Origin of the sequence: Acetobacter fabarum, from assembly GCF_011516925.1 — a bacterium.
GTDB classification, from domain to species: domain Bacteria; phylum Pseudomonadota; class Alphaproteobacteria; order Acetobacterales; family Acetobacteraceae; genus Acetobacter; species Acetobacter fabarum.
Genome location: NZ_WOTG01000001.1, coordinates 378,813 through 398,521 on the forward strand (window position 1 = coordinate 378,813; position 19,709 = coordinate 398,521).

The following is a 19,709-nucleotide window of genomic DNA, read 5'->3' on the forward strand; positions in this document are numbered from 1 at the left end:
CAGATATGTTAAGCCCCGAACTTGGACATTACGCCCTTGCGCTGGCCTGTGTGCTGGCTGCCGTGCAGGGTATTATTCCCCTTATTGGCGCATCCCGGCGCGATGCGCGGCTTATGGCGCTGGCTCCCGGCCTTGCCATCGGGCAGATGATCGCCCTTGGCGTCTCCTTCCTCAGCCTGATTTACGCAGCGGTTACGGACGATTTTTCGGTCCAGAACATTGCGGAAAACAGCGCGGTTTCCAAACCTCTGCTCTACAAAATAACCGGCGTATGGGGGAACCACGAAGGCTCCATTCTGCTTTGGGCGCTTATTCTGGGCCTGTGTGGGGCCGCGGTGGCGGCCTTTGGGCGCAACCTGCCCTCCGCCCTGCGTGCGCGCGTTATTGCCGTGCTGGGCCTTGTGGCCACGGGGTTTGAGCTGTTCTGCCTGACCACATCGGACCCATTTGCCCGCATCTGGCCCGCCCCCATGGACGGCCAAGGCATGAACCCCCTGCTACAGGACCCCGGTCTGGCCTTCCACCCCCCCATTCTGTACACGGGTTACGTAGGCTTCGCCGTACCTTTTGCCTTTGCCATTGCCGCGCTGATTGAAGGCCGGGTTGATGCAGCATGGGGCCGGTGGGTACGGCCGTGGGCTGTGGCCGCATGGTGCTTTTTGACCTGCGGCATCGCCATGGGGTCCTGGTGGTCCTATTATGTGCTGGGCTGGGGCGGCTACTGGTTCTGGGATCCGGTGGAAAACGCCTCGCTCATTCCGTGGCTGACGGGCACCGCACTGATCCATTCCGCCATTGTGGTGGAAAAGCGCGAAGCCCTTAAAATCTGGACCGTACTGCTGGCCATTGCCACCTTCTCGTTCTCGCTGTCGGGCACGTTTCTGGTGCGTTCGGGCATTCTCAACTCCGTGCATGCCTTTGCAAACGACCCGGCTCGCGGGGTGTTTATTCTGGGCCTGCTGGGCGTTGTTATTGGTGGCTCGCTTGCCCTGTTCGCCTACCGCGCCCCAACCCTGACCGCAGGCGGGCTGTTTGCCCCCATCTCCCGCGAGGGGGCACTGGTGCTCAACAACATTCTGCTGTGCTCCCTGTGCGCGGTGGTGCTGACGGGGACCATGTATCCCCCCTTCATGTCCCTATTGTTTGACCGCACCATTTCGGTTGGCAAACCGTTTTTTGATGCAACGACCATTCCGCTGGCGCTGCCGCTGTTCATTTTCATGGGCTTTGGCCCCATGCTGCCGTGGAAGCGCGCACAGCTCTGGCCTGTGCTGCAAAAGCTGTGGCTTGCCGCCATTGTGGCGGCACTGGCCTGCGCGGTTGCCGTGTTTGAACTGTCTGGCGTGCTGGCCATTCTGTGCGCTGCTGCGGCATTGTGGGTTATTGCAGCCAGTGTGACCGATCTGGCAGAGCGCACAAAACTGTTCCGTGTGCCTGTTGCCACATCCCTCCAGCGGGCACGCATGCTGCCCCGCGCCATTATTGGCACGGCCATTGCCCATGCCGGCGTAGGCATTACCGTGCTGGGCCTTGCCGCCATGTCTCAGGCACAGCACAAGATTGTGGAAGTGCCTATTGGTACTACCGAACAGCTGGCCGGGTATGACTGGACACTCAAGGCCGTGGAACAGGAACCCGGCCCCAACTACACGGCCATGGTCGCCACGCTGGAAGTCCGCCACAATGGCAGGCTGGTTACGGTCATGCACCCATCCAAGCGCAGCTTTAACAGCCAGAACCAGACCACAACGGATGTTGCCATCCACACTAACATGCTGGCGGACCTGTACGGCGTTCTGGGCGACAAGCACGGCCCGGACAGCAGCCCGACCTATGTGCTGCGTCTGCACTACAACCCGCTGGCACCATGGATGTGGCTGGGTGCGCTGATCATGGCGTTTGGGGGAGCACTCTCTCTTTCTGACCGGCGTATGCGCGTAGGCGCACCACAGCGGGCCAAATCCACCCCTGCAAGCACGAGCGTAGCATGACCACACCTTCGGATAACCTGACCCGCCGCCGCCTGCTTATGGCCCTGCCGCTGGCCGGGGCCGGTGTTGCTGGTGTTGCCTTCTGGAAAATGCTGGATGGCATGCAGCACGGCTCCTTCAACCCGCATGACATCAACGCCCCCGTGCTGGACCGGCCAGTGCCAGACTTTACGCTGGCCCCGCTCCCCCCGGCAGAAGGGTTTACAACGCAGGATCTGCAACAGCTTACCAAGCCGGTGCTGGTCAATTTTTTTGCGTCATGGTGCATTCCCTGCCTTGCGGAAATGCCAACCCTTATGACCCTCAAAGACAAGCTGACCATGTGGGGCATTGCCTACAAGGACAAGCCCGACAACGCTGCCAGCTTTTTGCACCATTCCGGCAACCCTTTTACCCGTCTGGGGGATGACCATACCGGCCGGGCCGGGATTGAATGGGGTATTTCCGGCGTGCCAGAGACTTTTCTGGTAGGGCCGGGGGGGATTATCCGCTGGCACACAGCAGCCCCCCTTACGGATGAGACCATTAACAAGTTCCTGCTGCCACTGGTGCAAAGGCTGCAAACACCATGACCATACGCCGCAAACTGGCCGCCCTTGTGGCAGGCCTGCTCCTTATGGCAACACCGGTGCTGGTACTGGCGGTGGATGACCCGTCCGAAATGCTGCCCAACCCGCAGCAGGAGGCCCGCGCTCAGGCCATTGGTGCACAACTGCGCTGCCTAGTGTGCCAGAACGAATCAATAGAAGACAGCAGCGCCGGTCTGGCGCGTGACCTGCGCCGCGTTGTGCGCGAGCATGTCGCCAAGGGCGAGAACAACCAGCAGGTCATGGACTGGATGGTGAGCCGTTATGGCAACTTCATCCGCCTGAAACCTGCTTTTTCGCTGGGAACGCTCCTGCTCTGGGCCATGCCGGTGCTGGCTCTGCTTATGGGGATTGGTACGGCTTTTCTGTTCTACCGCCGCAGGGCCGCAGCGCCACCGCCGCCCCCCCTGACCGAAGATGAAAAGGCCCGTCTGGCCAGACTGACAAAGGACTGAGAGCATGATCTGGCTTTCCATCGGGCTGCTCAGCCTGCTTGCCCTTGCCCCGGCTATAGTAACACTGTGGAAGCGCACCCGCGTTATTCGGGATGAACGCAGCACCGCACTGGCCCTGCACGAAGCCCAGCTTGCAGAACTGGACCGCGACCTTGCCATTGGCCTGATCGCCCCAACCGAACACGATGTAGCCATACTGGAAATCCAGCGCCGTATTCTTTCAGCCGATGCAGCGCCTTCCACAGCACGGGCAAACAGTTCGGCCATGCTGGGCTGGTTTGGCCTTGCGGCGGTGCCTGCTCTGGCCATTGCCTTATACCTGACCAACGGCACACCTTACCTGCCAGCCCAGCCCCTTGGCCCAAGGCTGGTGGCCCAGCATATGCAGAACCGCAAGGCCGATGCGCTTATCGCCCAGCTTCAGCAAGCCATGGCCAGCCTGCCTGCGGATGACCCCAACAGACGGCAGGGCTACCTGCTGCTCGGCCAGTTGCAGGCATCGGGTGACCATTACGCGCAGGCGGCGGACGCATGGAACCATGCTCTGGCGCTGGGTTTTGACCCTGAGCTGGCTGCCCGCACGGCAGAAGCCATGACAAGGGCCGAGCACCATGTCACTGCGCAGGCACTGGCGCTGTTCCGCAAAGCACTGGACGCTGCACCGCAGGATGCACCGTGGCGCCCCGCAGTACAGGGCCGCATTGCACAGGGCGAGCATGATCAGGAAAACCCCTGATCTGCCTGCCGTTATTTCTGGCTAGAACCTAAAACCCGCCGCCGGGCCGTGGTGCAAAGCCCCGGCCCCAGACATCTTCCGCTGTGCGTACCTGCGGCGGGCGTGGCTGGCACGAAATAAGATACAACCCCACGACAAACACGATGTTTGAAAAGGCGTTGAACCAGACCGCCGTCCCGAATGTAGGCGGGGAGGTCAGTGCCTGATACACAACGTACAAGGCGAACGGGATAGAAACAATCCGTATGCTGACAAGCATATGCCGCAGCGGGTTGGGTTTTCCCGGTTTGACCAGCACGCGCACACGGCCAAGCCCGAAAAAAAAGCTGACGCACAGGCACCAGACCAGCACATTAAAGATCATGTTGCCAAAATCGTGCATGCCGGTCAGCACAAACACAGCAATAATGGAAACGGCAGACAGCAGCAAAGAGCCAAACTGGCAGCTCATGCCGGCATCAAAGGCCGAAAAGCGTTCTGGCAGCCTGTCTGCCATGGGCTGGCAGACCCGGTCCAGCAGCCAGCTATCCATCCGTATTATACGTTCACCCAGTGTCATGGCTGCATCATAACGGATTATGTGCCGTGATGCACGAAAATGCCGTGCATCACACACTCACCACCCAGCTTGTAACTCAGGCGCTTTTTGTTGTGTCGGGGGTAGGCAGCACGCCATCGGGCGTATGCTTGTCCACGGCGTCGGGCAGAAAATGCACCAGTGCAGTAACCACGGCATCGGCTGGCAGGCCGGTTTTTTCCACCAGCGCATGCACCGCATCACTCCCCAGAATGGAGCGGATTTCATCCGGCGTGGCGGGCACATTGCCGCTCTGGCTGATCCATGAGCGCACCTTGTCGCCCAGTCCGGCCTGATCGGCGCGGTCCAGCAGGGTCTGGATTGTCTGCGGCTGAGCCAGGGACTGGAGCTGCTGCTTGACAAGTGTCTGGACATCTCCGCCCAGAACGCTCTCGACCTTACCTACAATGCTCTGAAAAAAATCAGACATATCCACCATCTTTCCCATATACGCCACCAGGGCGGCCTGTCGGCAGGCAAGGCACTATTTGGTCATGGAACGAATAACAGATCCATGCAATACTTATAAAAGAAAACCGGTTCCAGACCGACTTTCCCCGTTTGAGAAGCGATAGCTGATATGCGTCTGAACCCACAAGGAAAAAACGGGAAAACCAGCTACGGTTACAACCAGATTCCCCAGCTTCCTCTGTTGCAACAAAGTAGCCATTGTGCCCAGTCTTTCTTTTCCCCTGCTTGACAGGATCGGTCGCCTGCGGGCCTTCCGCCCGTTAGGGCCGCCGGGTGTGCAGAGCAAACTGCCTCTAAGCTGGCTGCTTGCCCCCACACCATCCGCAATAGGGTTTGCCCTGCGCACAACCGCGGCCGCCCTGATAGCGCTGGTCATTGCCCTGTGGATGGAACTGGACGACCCGCAATGGGCCGCCATGACCGTATGGATCGTGGCACAGGGCTCACGCGGGGAGAGCCTTTCCAAGGCACGCTGGCGTCTGGTGGGCACAGGCATTGGGGTGGTCATGTCCATCACCCTTATTTCGGCCTTCAACCAGACCGCGTGGCTGTTTTTTCCCGCATTGTCCATCTGGCTGGGGCTATGCTGCGGGCTGGCAACCCTTGTGCGCAACTTCCGCTCCTACGCGCTGGTGCTCGCGGGCTACACAACGGCCATTATTGCCATAGGGGCCATCCCCCACCCCGAAAACGTGTTCATGACCGCCATGTCCCGCGCGACTTATATTGTGCTGGGCATTGTGTGTGAAAGCACGGTTGCAGGCCTTTTTGCCCATAATCTGGCCGAGACCGCCCGCCGCAACATCCGCGACAAGCTCCGCACGGCCCTGAGCAACGTATCCGAGGCCGTAGCCAGCCTGCTGGCCGGGGATGATGAAGCGCTTATCCGCTCACGCGCCATGTTTGGACCGATTCTGTCCATTAACGACCAGATTGAATTTTCTGAAGCCGAGATGGGCCCCCATGGGCATGAAGGGGACCACGCCCGCGCAGCTCTTGCTGCGGTTTCGGTCCTGCTCTCACGCGGGTTGGGCATGACCGTGCGCCTGCAATACGTCCAGACCGACCAGCCCATATTCCGCGAGACGGCCTCCAACGTCAGCACTTTTCTGAGCAGCCTGCCTAACCGCCTGAACACGGAAACCGGGGTGCGTGGCATTCTGCGCGACCTGCAACTGCTCCGTGCCGAATGCCACCAGCAGATTGTGGATGCCCTGACGCACGAAATCGGGTCCGCCTTTACGCTGGAAGACGAACACGACCAGATTTCCGCCCTGCTGGACGGGCGAATTCTGCACAACGCCATGGACGAACTGCTGGGTGAGCTGGAACAGGCCATTCGGGAATACGATGCCAGCCAGCACTTTATTCGTGGTGACCACTTCCACTTCCGCCTTCAATCCCATGTGGACAAGCGCGAAGCCGCCTATAACGGCGTGCGTGCTGCCGTGGCCCTGAGTGCCGCCGGGCTGGTGTGGGAATGCACGGCATGGCCCACGGGCCTTGGCTTTATTACATTTGTTGCCATTGTGTGCGGGCTGTTTGCCACGCGGGAAAACCCGGTTGTTGCCACCACCCAGTTTATGATCGGTGGCATATGGGCTGCTCTTGTTGCGTTTTTTCTGGTCTTTTTTGTCCTGCCCACACAATCCAATTACGAAATGCTGGTCGCCACGCTGGCCGTGCCCATGTTTGCCGGCGGGCTGGCCGCACGCAACGCCAGCACGGCCCTGCACTCTGCCGCCTATACCCTTTTGCTCCCCAACTTTGTGCACCCGCTCAATCAGGGCCGGGTGGATGAGGTCACATGGTTCAATTCCACATGGGCCATTCTGCTAGGCGTATTTTTTGCGGTTCTTATTTTCCGCGCCGTGCTGCCCTTTAACAGCGCAGCCGAACGCTGGCGCATGCGCCGGACCCTGCTGCGGGACCTGCGTACACTGGCTTCGGCCGAGCCCACCCCCATGACGCGGGACTGGATTGGCCGCAATATTGACCGCTTTGCCCGCCTGATCCGCCATGCTGGCCCCACACCTTCCCCCACCATTGAGGGCTGTCTGCAGGGCACACTGGCTGCCATGACCATAGGGTTGAACATTATCCGCCTGCGTGCGCTGCTGCACCGCAACCAGATCCCCCCCGCAGCGCGCCGGGCCATAGAAATTGTCATGAAGCGGATGAGCCATTTTACAGGCAAATATGGCCACACAGCCCATGCCGCCCGTGTGGCAACCACCGCATTACGCCGGATGGAAGCCGCCGAGCCCAACATTTCCACCCGTATTGAACTCACCCGCGCGATTGCCTACCTGATTGTGGTTTCCCACGAGCTGGATGCCAATGCCGTGTTCCTGGATGCCACGCGCCCTTACCGTGCTGTTTGAAGCTTAAAACTGGGGTGATCTCAGGCAGCACCCCACGCAGGACTGCTTACCCAAAAAGCACCGTATTCCGTGTAGGGGTATGAGTATGGCGGGGCGGATGCGCAGCTTTGGCACGCCAAACACCTGCCACCCCCATGATCAGGCCCAGAGTGAAGGGGCACTTGCATGCCCCTTTACACAAAACACCCGGTTCAGAGTAATGCGGCACCAAATGGCAGATGCGGCACAATAACCTGCTTAATGGGCTTCAACATCATGGAAGCGGGTGTAATCCACCGTAATGCGCCCATCGGGGCGGGAGAGCACAATATCCACAAAGCGATGGTTATGCTGCACCCGGTCAAACCTGTATGCGGTTCTTGCAAACACGGTCTGGCCCAGAGCCTCGTCCGTACCGGTCACTGTGACAATAATCTCGGCTTCCTCGCCTTCGAGTTCAGCAACCGTTTTGCCATGCAAGGGGCTATCTGGCGTAATGACGTGCGCCATGACAAAGGCAAAGCGCAGCACCGGCACATGGGATTGCATAAGCAGAAGCTGGTCAAACTTGCGGACCAGATGGCCATTATCGCTCATGACCAGACGGGACAAAGCCACTTCAATATCGACCGATAAAATCACGCTCATCCGCAAATTGGCAATGCGGATGCACAGGGCGGGTATTCCCCCTTCGTTACTAATGACGGCTATGTTGCTGAACATCAGTCTGGCACGGGGGCGGGCAAAACGGGCAAAAACCACGCCCGTTGCAAGGGCTGTCAGCATCATACCGACAAACACCTCGATCGAGACAATGGCATTGGCATAAGCCCCGATCGGGCTCATGGTCCCGTACCCCACGGTCGAGAGTGTTTGCACACTAAAAAAGAACAGGGACAACAACGTACCGTGCGAGAGTCCCGTAATCTGGTTCGGGGCCACCATGTACAGCAACGCAAAAACAAGGTTGAGCACAACGTAGGATACAACGGCAATGGCAGCAAAAGCGGGCCAGCTTGCCGTAAGTGCATGGTGGTAAAGGTCACTCCATACGCTGTCCTTCAACCCTACGCGCACAACATCGCGGTGGCTTTTTTCCTCAACCAGCGCATGGGCGCGAAAGCGCCTGACCGCCTCCTTGGTACTTAAATGAAAACGCCCCCCTTCCTTACCACTGGGTCTGGGGGCAACATTTTCCAGCTTGGTGTGGCGCTCTGCCTCCACTTGACGGCTGCGTTTTCTATAATGGTGGAAAAGTCTTTTCATCATCACCGCTCCGCGCGCACAGCCGGGCAGACGGGCTTGCGCTTGTTTGCGGTGTTACACAGCAAGGCAGGGTCTGTGCTCCATGGATTATGCATGGAAGACCTGCTTAACTTGCGATTATTTTTTAGGTGTCATGCTTTTTCAAGCAAATGGAACAAAAACACTTCTCAAGTGCTGTGTATAACACACCATAACTTGATACCCTGCCTTACACAGCGCCTGTATTCCCTGCTGCAATAGATACAGCACCAAGCGCGCGATACCGTAAGGAATAGGGCGTAGGAGCACCCACCCACTCATGCCTTGCGGGCAATGCAGCTTATGCCAATGGCAGCACAGGGTGCATGGCTTTCTGGCAGACCAGTAACGCCATGCACCAAAAATAGCTGGTTAAGGTGCGTTCTCGGTTTCTGCAAAGGGTCTGAGCACAATATCACCCGCACTGCGTGCCCATGCCCGAGCATCATCCGCTGGTGGCGTGGCATTGCCTTTGGTCAGGCTACCATGGACCAGCGTTTGCGCATCCATCCGGTTCAGGCTGCCAGATTGTGCGGCTGCACTCTGCGCGGCCCGTGCCCACAAGGCATGCGCCTTGGCCTGATCCCCCTGACTGGCAGCAATCCGCGCGGCAAGGGCAAGTGTCCGCGCCATGTCGTGATATGCGGCCTCACCCTGACGCAGGTTTGCTGCTTCCTCCGCCTGCTGTTCGGCCAATGCGGGGTTGGAGTGACGGAGCACGCGGGCCTGAATCTCGGCTCGGTCGGCCTGCTGTGCCACGGAGAGCGGCTGCTTAAGCCCGCTCAAATAAGCCCCGGCGGCCTGAAGAGCGCTTTGGTCGCCCTGTGCATCGGCGGCAAGGCCCAGCACAAGGGCAGCCCGTGCGGCAACACCCGTATCGGCGGAGCGCATGGCCTGCTGCGCCAGAGGAATAGCCTGCGCGTAATGGCCAAGCCGGTAATGGCTTGCCGCTTCAACCAGATCGAGCGAGGACATATCCTGCGCACCGCGTAACTGCACTGCCTGACGTGTGGCCTGTGTTGTCTTCAACGCGTCATCCGGCGTGTTGGCGGCCAGTTGTGATACTGCGAGGTCGTACCCGGCCTCAGCCACGGCTGTTCCATCATCACGCACAATGGCAAGGTTGGCGGCTTTGCGGTACTGGGATACGGCCACCGTGTAACGCCCCAGTTCAAAGGAATCCCGGCCGGCCATCATGGCCTGATCCCACGCGGCATCATCCTGCGCGGTGGGTTTGCTCTGGCTGGCCCCGCACCCGGCCACCAGCAGCGGGGCTGCTAGCACCAGCATGTGTGCAAGGCGTCTCATGGCCGCACCTGCTGGGGTGCCAGACGTTTATGGTGTGTTACCTTATGCCCGCCCAGCAGCCACATCCCGCGCAACTGGTCGGTCAACTGCTGCAAGCCGTAGAGTGTGGTCTGGGCCTGTGCCAGCATGGCAGGCAGGTCTGCCGTACTGGCTTCCACATTACTAGCAATGGCTGGCAGGTGCGGCGTTGCGTCCTTTACATCCTTGGTGGCGGATTTGAGGTTGCCCATGGTGGCATCTGTTTTGCTCATGATCCCCGAAACCTGTTTTTCAATCGGCTTGAGCCGTTCGATCACAGCATCCAAAGAGGCAATAGTGGCTTCAGACTGGCGGATAAGCTGGTCATTGGTCATCAACTGCCCGATTGTGCCCTTGCCCGCGTGCATGTCGGTAATGGTGCCGTCCAGCTGGGCCATCATATGTCTGGCACTGGCCAGCGCGGGCATGATTTCGGCCTGAATACTGTTCAGGGTCGCGGTAATCTGGTCTGCGGGGTTGGGCGCCGGTGTGGCCGAAATAACGGCATAGCTCCAGTCCATCGGGTCCCCATGCCCGCGGCTGAGGTCCAGATAGGAAGCCCCCGTTACAATAAGCTGCTTACGGATAAGGGCTGTGCTGTCCCGCCGGACAAAAGGCTTGGCCTGTGGGTCAAGGTCAACCATGGCATACATGTTACCAGATGGATTGAGCTTGATGCTGCGGATGGTGCCCGCATGCGCCCCCATAAGCTGTACGTCCCCGCCTACGGTCAAACCACCCACGCCAGAAGCGGGCAGCACAACGCGCAGCCGTGCGGGTGGGGTCAGCCAGTCACGCAGCACACCTGCCTCGATAACCGCGCCCCCAAAAATGAGTATGCTCAGAAGCACAAGAAACCCGACCCATTCATCTGCATAACGCAGGGAAATGAGGGGTTTTACTTTCTGTCGTAAGCGGAGTTGGAACATTATCCCATCCGTACTGCTACAAGACCATCATCTGCAAGCCGCCAGGTTGCCGTAATACCCTGCCGATATTCCTGCCAGACTGCGTTATTCCTTACCAGCCAGATAACCCCGGCACCCCTGTCGCGCGCCTCGGTTATTGCAGCCAGAAAAGAATTGCTCAATTCTGCCGGACCGCTCTCAAGCGGGTCTTCCAGCAGTAACAAATGGGGCCTTCCCAAAAACGCCCGCACGCAGCTTGCGCGCAAAAGGTCATCCTCGGGTAAAAAACTGGGGTTCTGTGTTGGCAGACCGGGCAGGCCAAAACTTTCCGCCAGCCGGGCAGCATCATGCACCAGATCATCAATCGGGCGGGTTGTGTGGTGCAACTGCTGCAACACGATTGCCAGATGCACCGGCACAAATTCGGGCCAGCTTGCCCGGTGCGTCACACGCCCGATACGCCCGCGCAGGGCGTTGAGTTCCCGGTCGCCCAGATCGGCCCAGTCCAGCCCCATAAACCGCACAAACCCATCATCCAGCGGCACAAGCCCACAGCACAGGTCCGCAAACATGGTGGCGTGCCCTATGTCGCGCGCTTCCACCACCATGCAGTCTCCGGGCATCAGCTTCATGCTGAACGGAACCGGCGGCAGCCCGCTCTCATCAAACGATGGAACGGCCTTGTTCAGTTCAAGCAGGGGGCCGGAAGCGTACACATCCATCTTACAGATCCAGACTGAACAGAACGCTCACCACCATCACAATCAGCATCCCGCGGGAAAAGCCGCGGGGCAGCAGGGTGCGTAGTGAATCCTCGTTTGTGGCGGTCAGCCCTGTTAGGCAGCCGCCCAGCCCCACCACAAACCCGACAGTAATGAACTTGAGCGGGATAATAACGTAATCCGTACCGGACATGGCTGTTGCCACATCATCCAGAAAAGCCCAGACGGGGTTGTTGATCACTCCGGACATGCGGCTCATCACATACCCCGTCACAAGGGATGCGAACGAGAACAGGATACCCAGCGTAAACCCGGCCACGGTAAAAGCCAGCGTACGCGGCAGCACCAGCAGCAAAAAGGGGTCTATGCCCACAGCCTGCATGGAGCGGATTTCCCCCCCGATGCTCAGCAGCCCCAGTTCCGTGGTGGAGAGCATACCGTTACGCCCCAGCAGGAGCACACCCACCAGAATGGGCGCTATTTCGCGCACGACAATATTGATCAGGATTGAGCCGGTCATGGTGGCAAGCCCGGTCAGCCCCAGCCAGTAAATAACCTGCGACACAGCGGCAAGCCCGGTCAGCACCCCGGCAAACATGGTGGCAACAAGCCCACCACGGATAATGTTGTTCATGGTGCTGATAAATTCGTAACGGACTGTCCGCCGCCATGAATGCGCGCGAAAGCTCTCGAAGATCACTCCCCAGGATGCGCCCAGCATAATGAGCAGAAAACGCGCCTGCCTGCGCGTAAGCCGCCCGATCCATGCCAGCTTGCCAAGCCCCCACTGAACGGGTGCGAACAGCCTGCCCTGCCCTGTCTGCCCGGCAAGCACGGGGTCGCGCGTTGTATCGGTAGGTGGCGGGAGCGGCTGGGGAGCCTGCTGGTCGGTCTCACTCATCGGCGGGCTGCCAGCGTATAGGCACGGCCAAGGCCCAGATGCGGCACAAAGAAGGAGCCACGGCTGCGGAACAGGTAACGGTCACGCAGGTTGGTATAAACGCGCTCCGTAACCTGAATGGTACCGGGGTCTATCGCACTTTCGGCCATCAGCTCGGCAAGGGAGACTGTCTGCCCCCACAGGTTGAACACCGTTGGCAACTGCCCCACGGCGCCACCAAATGCGGGGCCAAAATCCATACCCATAGTAAACACGGGTTCCAGATCGGCCGCAGCCAGCACGCCCATAAATGTTTCACGCATTTTAAGGGCGGCATTGGCCAGACGCACCAGTGCTGTGGGGTCCGGCTCTGTTGTGCAGCCTGCCATACAGATCATGCGGTGCCCGGCCACTTCCACCGCAAACAGGTGCTCTTCCTGTGCAACGCTCTGGACCTGTGTGGCCAACTGGTTGATCAGGGCGATCAGGGCTGCGGTTTCCTTGTTCCCTTCCACTACGGGGTCGGAAAAGCTGACAACGAGCACGGCAACAGAGGGGTAAATACTCGCACCTGTTACGTCCGCCATTTCATCTGCCCGCATCAGCAGATTATCGGACATAGGCGTGCCAGTGACCGCCACAGGAGCAGAGGTTTTGCTGTCTGCCACGGGTTTCTGCTGGGCTTCCAGCGCATCCTGCGCGGCAAAGCGTGTACCCGCAATGCTGGCCATGAGCTCTACAAAATAGAGCAGATGCGGCAGCATGACCGGGTCTTCCAGCGCAAGCATACCCAACGTGCCATGAGGGCCATGCACAGGGTACACAGCAAGTGCGCGCGTACTGACCTCACGCATGACCAGCCGCTCAAACCGTGTCGTACGTTCATCCGTTGCAGCATTACTGACGGAGAAGGAAGACCCTTCCTCTATGGCATCAAAGAACTTGCCCAGTTCCTCCCGCCCCATTTCAAACCCGCCGGAATGGGTGTTCTGGGTCCGGTCATAGGTATCATCACACACCATGGCGGCACCATCGTGCAGGAAACGCCACAGGCTGGCACGGCGTGCACCCGTAACCTGCGCGAGCTGTTCCGTAAGCACCAGCGCATCGGCCGCAGGGTCAAACAGGTGCGGCGCTACAGCCACCTGCTGCAAAGCACCACTTTCCTGCGCGACCTGAGACTGCTGGACCGCAAGCCTGCGGTTGCCTGCTTCCGTCCGGCGCAACTGGCGGATGTAAAGTGCCCCCAGAAGGAGCGAAAACACCGTAACAATCCCCGCGAACTGAAGGCTTTGGCGGCTGCTCTGGTGCGCAAAGCTGCCAAAATCGTTTTCAGGGGCGGCAATCAGCAAAATCCAGCCCTGCGAGTAACGCGGCAAGGCGGAGGCCATGGTAATATAGGTCTTGCTATCCCACTCCACGTGCTTGGGGCCAAAGCCCCGCACCCGGTAATGGTCGTACCCCAAGGCAAAAACCGGGTAGATTTTGGGATCCAGCACCATTTTGTCCGGGTCCCAGCCTGCGGCTTCCGCGTGCTGGGTAAGGTTACGCCCTGCAATCACCCGTCCTTCACCATCCACAATCATGGCGCTGCCGGACTTGCCGATTTTGATTTTATCCAAAAACGCGCTCAGCTCATTGAGCGAGATATTGGTAGCAAACACCATTTCGTGCCCGTCATCACGCCGGAAGCGGAGCGAACTGGTCATGACAAACTGTTTATCGGTCGGGAACAGGTAAGGCTGAGTCCACTGGATGGTGTCTTTGCCAGCCGTGTTTTTGTACCACGGGCGCACGCGCGGGTCGTAATCACCGGCGGGGGCATCATACTGCCGGACCTGCTGCCCCGCGGTATTGAAAAGAACATGATGCAGAACTTTTGTGCCACCCGGCTGCGTAACAAGGCGGACATGGTCCAGCACGTCCTTGTCGGGGGAGCGGGTGATCAGCGTAAAATTACCCTGATCATCGGCCAGATAAAAAGACTGCAACTGCGGAATTTTTTGCAGCATAACGCTGCCGTAGGAATAAAAGACCTTGTCCGACACCAAAGGCGGGGCATGTTCGATCATGCCTGCGGCAATCAGGTTTCCGGCGGCGGAAGGCGCAATATAGTCCCCCACTTCCTGCCCGATATAGTGCTGGGTTGCCTCCATAAGCTCACGCGTGAGAACAGAGACACCCTCGCGTGTGGTGCGGTATGAACTGATGCCCACCCACGCAATGGCCCCAACGGTCATGATGATCAGCACAAAGGGGAGGACCATGTGCAGCAGCACCCGCCGAACGGATGCATTGTGCTGAACTGTCGGGTCTATGATCTCTTCAGAAGACACGCACCAAATTCCACTGCCTGTTGGTCATGAACATTCATGCCCCCACCACCATAGCGCCCGGCAAGGCCGACCGCACAATGGCAAAGGTGGGCTCTCCATACAACAGAGATGTCTATTTGGTAACGTGCCTGTCGGCAGCAGAGTTGTCCACCCCTTTAAGGGGGTGGCAGCTCAGACCGCCAGTTCCACCTCAAACCGGGTTTGCACACCCAGCGCCTGACCAAGCCGGTCCAGCCCGCGCCGCACGCTTTCGCCCTTTACGGCAACACGGGTGGAGGTCAGGGTCAGCACCAGTTCCGCCCCATCCCATGCCAAAGATGTGCCCTCCAGCAGGCTCCCTGCCCCGCCGGACAGCGAATAGGCCAGACGCAACGCCAGACCACAGGCCACGGCATCGCGCCGCTCCTCATCACTCAGCAGGGTAAAGGACGGCATAAGAGCGGGCGCGCTCATATCCACCGAATAGCGCACGGCCAGCGCCAAAGACAGCCAGACACGCGCGCGGTGGTCAAACCCTGCCCCCTGCACACGCAAAATCCGCAGGTAGGTCTGCTCGGCCCGGTATTCCGGGTGGTCGTGGCTGCCAATATCGGACAGCCAGCAGGCTATGCGGCGCAGGTGCTGCTCTTCTGCCGTTTCGTTCGGTTTGATGCAGCCTGTCCATGTCCACAGGATTTCAGGCAGGGTGTTGCTGCGGCCAAAGCGTGCACACATGTCGCGTGCAACACTTTCCATCGGGTCCTGAGGCAGATAGCTGGGGGCCACGTTCATCATGTACCAGCCCTCACGCAGGCCATCCACGCAGAACACGATCTTGCTGGGCTGGATTTTTTTCATCAGCCTGCGCAGGACCACAGCGGCAAAGGGAATATCATCCAGCCGTTTGCGCGGCGCACCGGGCAGGCGCTCAAGGCTGCGGCGGGAGCTGTTCTGGAGCCAGCCGGTCATCTCACGCGCTTCCTGCACGTCCAGCGTGTAGTAGTGCACAATATTCAGCGGGTACTGGGTGCGTGCAATCTGTAGCCGCGCGAGCGCACGGAACGCCCCCCCGACCAGATAAAGCGGCTGCCCCCGAACTCTGGACAGCCATTCAACGCCATCAATGTCCTGATCGGTCAGTTGTTTGGCAACGTCCAGATCCCCCTCGCACCGATCCGCCAGACGGATCATGCCCAAGGGCAGGGTTGTGGCATCATGCCGTCCGGTTTCGGTCAGGTGAATAAGTTCGAGCGACCCGCCCCCAACATCGGCTACCAGCCCATCTGCTCCGGGAATACCGCACATTACGCCAATGGCGGAATGGTCAGCCTCCTCCTTGCCAGACAGAATACGCACCGGCACGCCGGGCATGCTCTGGCGCAGCATTTCCACAAAGGCGGGGCCATTTGTGGCGTCACGCACGGCAGCCGTGGCCAGCACCTCAAACGGGTCAGCCTGCATGGCACGCGCAATGGCATGAAAACGGCTGAGCACCTCCATGGCCATGCCCACGCCCTCATCATTCAGGCGACCTGTGGTGGTAAGCCCACGACCAAGCCGCAGCACGGCCTTTTCGTTAAAAATGGGCAGCGGGTTGCGCGAAACCCCCTCGAACACAACCAGACGAACCGAGTTGGACCCAAGATCAACCACCGCTGAACGACGCTGCATGTCCGTCTCCATTACCAGCCATTCCCGGGCAGGCCATTATGCTGCCCGGCAGTATGAAAGTGCACAGACATACGCGACATATGGGAAAAAGAAACCCCGTTTTCAGTCATCCAGCATCAGGTCTTTGGTCTGGGAGAGGGAGGCCGGGGCTCTGCTCAGGCTTTCATGGGCTGCGGACCCCCGCCCGGAAAGGGAGGGATGGGTCATGAACCATTCATGGGCGGAGAACGGTTTGGAGCCAGCGCCAAGCCGGCGCCATACTCCATTCTGTTCCAGTATCCACGACTGCAGGGTATCGCGGATATTGGATACCATAATCTGGTCCAGCACCTGCGCGTGCACGGTGGGGTTGGTAATGGGCACCATGCTTTCCACCCGCCAGTCCATGTTACGGGTCATCCAGTCGGCGGAGGAAATGTAAACCTTGGCATGGCGCGATGGCAGACGGTGGCCGTTGCCAAAGGCAAAAATGCGCGAGTGTTCCAGAAAACGGCCAACAACGGATTTGATCCGGATATTTTCTGAAAGTCCGGCAACGCCGGGGCGCAGGCAGCATATACCGCGAATAACCCCCACAATCTTAACCCCGGCGCAGGATGCACGGTACAGGCAATCAATCAGGTCCGCATCGACCAGCGCATTCATTTTCAGCCAGATCGTACCCGGACGCCCCGCTTTGACATGCGCGATTTCCTCCTCGATCAGGTCCTTGAGCGTGCTGCGGATGGTAATGGGGGAAAAGGCGATTTCCTCCATCTGTGCCGGCATGGCGTAGCCGGTCACGTAGTTGAACAGCCGCGCCGAATCCCGCGCAAGCGCCGGGTTGCAGGTAAAGAACGACAGATCGGTATAAATACGCGCCGTAATGGGGTGGTAATTCCCCGTGCCAAAATGGGCGTAGGAACGCACCTGCGCTCCCTCCCTGCGCACCACGAGGCTAAGCTTGGCATGGGTTTTAAGGTCGGCAAAGCCAAACACCACCTGCACACCGGCGGCTTCCAGCGCACGGGCGAGGCGGATATTGGCTTCCTCATCAAAGCGCGCTCGCAGTTCCACCATAGCCGTGACCGACTTGCCTGCCTCTGCTGCCTCGATCAGCGCCTTGACGATGGGGGAATCGCGCGATGTGCGGTACAGCGTCTGCTTGATGGCAATAACATTGGGGTCCAGCGCAGCCTGACGCAGGAACTGCACCACCACATCAAAACTCTCAAACGGGTGATGAACCAGCAGGTCCTTGGCCCGGATGGCAGCAAAGCAGTCCCCGTTAAAATCGAGTATCCGCTCAGGGAAGCGCGGCGTGTAGGGCGGGAAGAGCAGGTCCGGCCGGTCATCCACGATCATCTGCTTGAGGTCCGCCACCCCGATCATGCCTGAATGGACGGCAATTTCGTCCGATGGCAGGTCCAGGTCAGAGGCAATGGCTTCGGCCAGCTCGGCGGGGACGCGCTTTTCCATGTCCAGATGGATAACCACCCCACGGCGGCGGCGCTTGAGTGCGCTTTCGTAGGAGCGAACAAGGTCTTCCGCCTCGTCCTCAAACTCCACATCCGTATCGCGCACAACACGCAGCACACCGCTCTCGCCCACAACCAGCCCGGCAAACAGCCGGTCAATGAACAGGGAGATCAGGTCTTCCAGACGAATAAAACGCACGCGGGCAGGCTCGCCCGCAACGGCCTCACCCGTGGCAGGCAGGCGAATAAAGCGCTCAACCTGTGCAGGGAGCAGGATAAGGGCGTTCATGGCGAACAGGCCCGTGCCCTCGTACAAAAGGCGCAACCCCAGAGCCAGCCCCATGTTGGGAATAAAGGGGAGCGGATGGGCCGGATCGACCGCAAGCGGTGTCAGTACAGGGAAAATGCGATCCATGAAGCAGGTTTGCAGCCACTCCCTGTCCGCATCGTTCAGATCCTGCGTTTCGCATAGTGTGACGTGGGATTTGGCCAGCAGGCCGCGCAGCTCTACCCATATCCGCTGCTGTTCGCGCAAAAGGCGGGCACAGCGCTCGCGCACTGCATCCAGCTGCTGGGCAGGCGTGCGGCCATCGGGGGAGATGGTGGTCAACCCTTCACGGATCTGGCCAACAAGCCCTGCCACACGCACGGAATAGAATTCGTCCAGATTACTGGCGCTGATGGACAAAAAGCGCAGCCGTTCCAGCAGCGGGTTCCGGGCGTTGTCCGCCTCCTCCACCACGCGCTGGTTGAAATCGAGCCATGAGAGTTCGCGGTTGATAAAGCGCGAGGGCGTTTGCAGGGTAACTTTGGGTTCAGCCACCTTTTTGGCACGGGTGCTGGCCGCAGTCCGTGTGCGTGAAGGTGCCCGCTTGGCGGGCGCACGTGTACGACTGACGGGGGTTGTATTCTTTTTATCCTGTGCCGCCACTAGCCTGCGCTCCCTCTCCTGCATTATCTGCCCCGGCAATCCGACCGATCCGAGGGCCGCACCAAACCGGATACACCGTCAACATATCCCAAACACGATGGCCCCGGAATGTTCGGGGGCGTCAAATCGCCATCATGTCATAAAACTGAAATATTCCTTTCACGGTTCACCATCGCGCGCAAAAAGTCCTTCCAGCACACTGGCCGCCAGAACGCGTGTGACTTTTCCGCCCGATGCCATGGCCGCCTGATCCAGCGCGCTAACGCAGTCACGCACAGCACTGGCCCGGCGCGGCAGGCGGCGTAACAGCCACTCCGTAACCTGTGGTGCAACAACAATCTGCCGTTCTGCAAGCAAACGCAACAACAGGCGATGCAGCAGGTCCTCCTCCGCCTGCCCCAGCGGCACGGAGGAGGTCGCCCGCAGGCGGCTTGCCAGATCAGGCAGCACGGCGGGCCAGCGCGCAGGCGGCAGACGCCCCGCCATAAGAAGGAACACGCGGTGCTCACGCACCAGATTGATCAGGTGCAGCAGATCATGCTCGCTGGGCACGCGGTCCGCGTTATCCAGTGCCACGGCCTTGAACCCGCCCTGGCTGAACAGGGCCGCCACATCGCGCTCGTTCAACCGCTCCCCCGCCATAACAGGCGCACCATACCGCCCTGCCCAGATGGAGAGCAGGTGCGTCTTGCCCGTCCCCCCTTCACCCCACAAAGCCATGCGGCCTTCGGGCCAGCGGTAGGGGGCTTCCGCATCCAGCACCCAGGCGCGCGCGGCCGCGTTGGAGGGGGCCGCAACAAAATCCGACCGCCCGAATCGGGGGCGGTACACAAATGGCAAGGCTATCTGCGTCACCCCGTCACCTTCGTTTATGCGCCGCTTCCTGCCCTCTTTTGGGGGGCGGGAAGATGCTTTTGTTTCATCAAACCGCGTCATGCCGCTTTGCGCGCCGCCTCTCCTGCCGTAAAGACTGTTCGCGGGAATCCTGAGTGACCTTGGTTCCCGGCATCGACCTTACTCTCATTCGAACCAAGA

The 19,709-nt window shown here is 59.6% G+C and carries 16 protein-coding genes; 5 read left to right on the forward strand and 11 right to left on the reverse strand.

All coding sequences use genetic code 11. From position 1 onward, the window contains the following. Positions 1 to 5 precede the first annotated feature (5 nt). From GOB83_RS01810 to ccmI, 4 genes are read left to right on the forward strand one after another with little or no spacing between them, the layout of a single operon-like run. Positions 6 to 1,991 carry a heme lyase CcmF/NrfE family subunit gene (locus tag GOB83_RS01810; protein WP_165925050.1) on the forward strand — a complete coding sequence of 662 codons (1,986 nt, stop codon included), beginning with the start codon at positions 6 to 8 and terminating at the stop codon, positions 1,989 to 1,991. Then, a complete protein-coding gene (locus GOB83_RS01815; protein ID WP_165925051.1) occupies positions 1,988 to 2,563 on the forward strand; it encodes a DsbE family thiol:disulfide interchange protein in 576 nt (191 codons plus the stop codon). Before GOB83_RS01810 ends, GOB83_RS01815 begins: the two co-directional genes overlap by 4 nt. Next, positions 2,560 to 3,033 carry a cytochrome c-type biogenesis protein gene (locus tag GOB83_RS01820; protein WP_095348990.1) on the forward strand — a complete coding sequence of 158 codons (474 nt, stop codon included), beginning with the start codon at positions 2,560 to 2,562 and terminating at the stop codon, positions 3,031 to 3,033. The genes GOB83_RS01815 and GOB83_RS01820 overlap by 4 nt, the downstream gene beginning before the upstream one ends. A gap of 4 nt (positions 3,034 to 3,037) precedes the next feature. Then, a complete protein-coding gene (gene ccmI / locus GOB83_RS01825; RefSeq protein ID WP_165925052.1) occupies positions 3,038 to 3,769 on the forward strand; it encodes a c-type cytochrome biogenesis protein CcmI in 732 nt (243 codons plus the stop codon). Between the two features lie 28 nt (positions 3,770 to 3,797). On the opposite strand, the gene GOB83_RS01830 is transcribed toward ccmI, so the two are convergent. Together GOB83_RS01830 and GOB83_RS01835 are read right to left on the reverse strand one after the other, a co-directional pair. Next, on the reverse strand, positions 3,798 to 4,328 hold the full coding sequence (locus tag GOB83_RS01830; protein WP_165925053.1) for a hypothetical protein: 531 nt from the start codon (positions 4,326 to 4,328) through the stop codon (positions 3,798 to 3,800). 76 nt (positions 4,329 to 4,404) lie between these two features. Further along, positions 4,405 to 4,776, reverse strand: a complete 372-nt coding sequence (locus GOB83_RS01835; RefSeq protein WP_086645397.1) for a YidB family protein — start codon at positions 4,774 to 4,776, stop codon at positions 4,405 to 4,407. Positions 4,777 to 5,017: 241 nt separating this feature from the next. Here GOB83_RS01835 and GOB83_RS01840 point away from each other — a divergent pair, with 241 nt between their 5' ends. Further along, positions 5,018 to 7,201: an FUSC family protein gene (locus GOB83_RS01840; RefSeq protein ID WP_086645350.1), complete on the forward strand. Its 2,184-nt coding sequence runs from the start codon at positions 5,018 to 5,020 to the stop codon at positions 7,199 to 7,201. A 237-nt stretch (positions 7,202 to 7,438) separates the two neighbouring features. On the opposite strand, the gene GOB83_RS01845 is transcribed toward GOB83_RS01840, so the two are convergent. The 9 genes from GOB83_RS01845 to GOB83_RS01885 all read right to left on the reverse strand — a co-directional run bounded on the left by GOB83_RS01845 (position 7,439) and on the right by GOB83_RS01885 (position 19,610). Next, on the reverse strand, positions 7,439 to 8,449 hold the full coding sequence (locus tag GOB83_RS01845; protein WP_086645349.1) for an ion channel: 1,011 nt from the start codon (positions 8,447 to 8,449) through the stop codon (positions 7,439 to 7,441). Positions 8,450 to 8,836: 387 nt separating this feature from the next. Next, the gene (locus tag GOB83_RS01850; RefSeq protein WP_165925054.1) at positions 8,837 to 9,772 is read right to left on the reverse strand and encodes a tetratricopeptide repeat protein; all 936 of its coding nucleotides are present in this window, start codon (positions 9,770 to 9,772) and stop codon (positions 8,837 to 8,839) included. After that, positions 9,769 to 10,719 carry an MlaD family protein gene (locus tag GOB83_RS01855; protein WP_165925055.1) on the reverse strand — a complete coding sequence of 317 codons (951 nt, stop codon included), beginning with the start codon at positions 10,717 to 10,719 and terminating at the stop codon, positions 9,769 to 9,771. Before GOB83_RS01855 ends, GOB83_RS01850 begins: the two co-directional genes overlap by 4 nt. Next, complete coding sequence (locus GOB83_RS01860; protein WP_086645346.1) at positions 10,719 to 11,420, reverse strand: ABC transporter ATP-binding protein; 702 nt, start codon at positions 11,418 to 11,420, stop codon at positions 10,719 to 10,721. Before GOB83_RS01860 ends, GOB83_RS01855 begins: the two co-directional genes overlap by 1 nt. Position 11,421: 1 nt before the next feature. After that, complete coding sequence (locus tag GOB83_RS01865; protein WP_095348993.1) at positions 11,422 to 12,321, reverse strand: MlaE family ABC transporter permease; 900 nt, start codon at positions 12,319 to 12,321, stop codon at positions 11,422 to 11,424. Then, the gene (locus tag GOB83_RS01870; RefSeq protein ID WP_165925056.1) at positions 12,318 to 14,636 is read right to left on the reverse strand and encodes an adenylate/guanylate cyclase domain-containing protein; all 2,319 of its coding nucleotides are present in this window, start codon (positions 14,634 to 14,636) and stop codon (positions 12,318 to 12,320) included. Before GOB83_RS01870 ends, GOB83_RS01865 begins: the two co-directional genes overlap by 4 nt. A 171-nt stretch (positions 14,637 to 14,807) precedes the next feature. Beyond that, positions 14,808 to 16,298 carry a Ppx/GppA family phosphatase gene (locus tag GOB83_RS01875; protein WP_165925057.1) on the reverse strand — a complete coding sequence of 497 codons (1,491 nt, stop codon included), beginning with the start codon at positions 16,296 to 16,298 and terminating at the stop codon, positions 14,808 to 14,810. Between the two features lie 90 nt (positions 16,299 to 16,388). Continuing rightward, positions 16,389 to 18,674, reverse strand: a complete 2,286-nt coding sequence (locus tag GOB83_RS01880) for an RNA degradosome polyphosphate kinase (RefSeq protein ID WP_253527613.1) — start codon at positions 18,672 to 18,674, stop codon at positions 16,389 to 16,391. A gap of 159 nt (positions 18,675 to 18,833) precedes the next feature. Beyond that, entirely contained in the window at positions 18,834 to 19,610 is a 777-nt protein-coding gene (locus tag GOB83_RS01885) for a P-loop NTPase family protein (RefSeq protein ID WP_165925059.1), read from the reverse strand. Positions 19,611 to 19,709 lie beyond the last annotated feature (99 nt).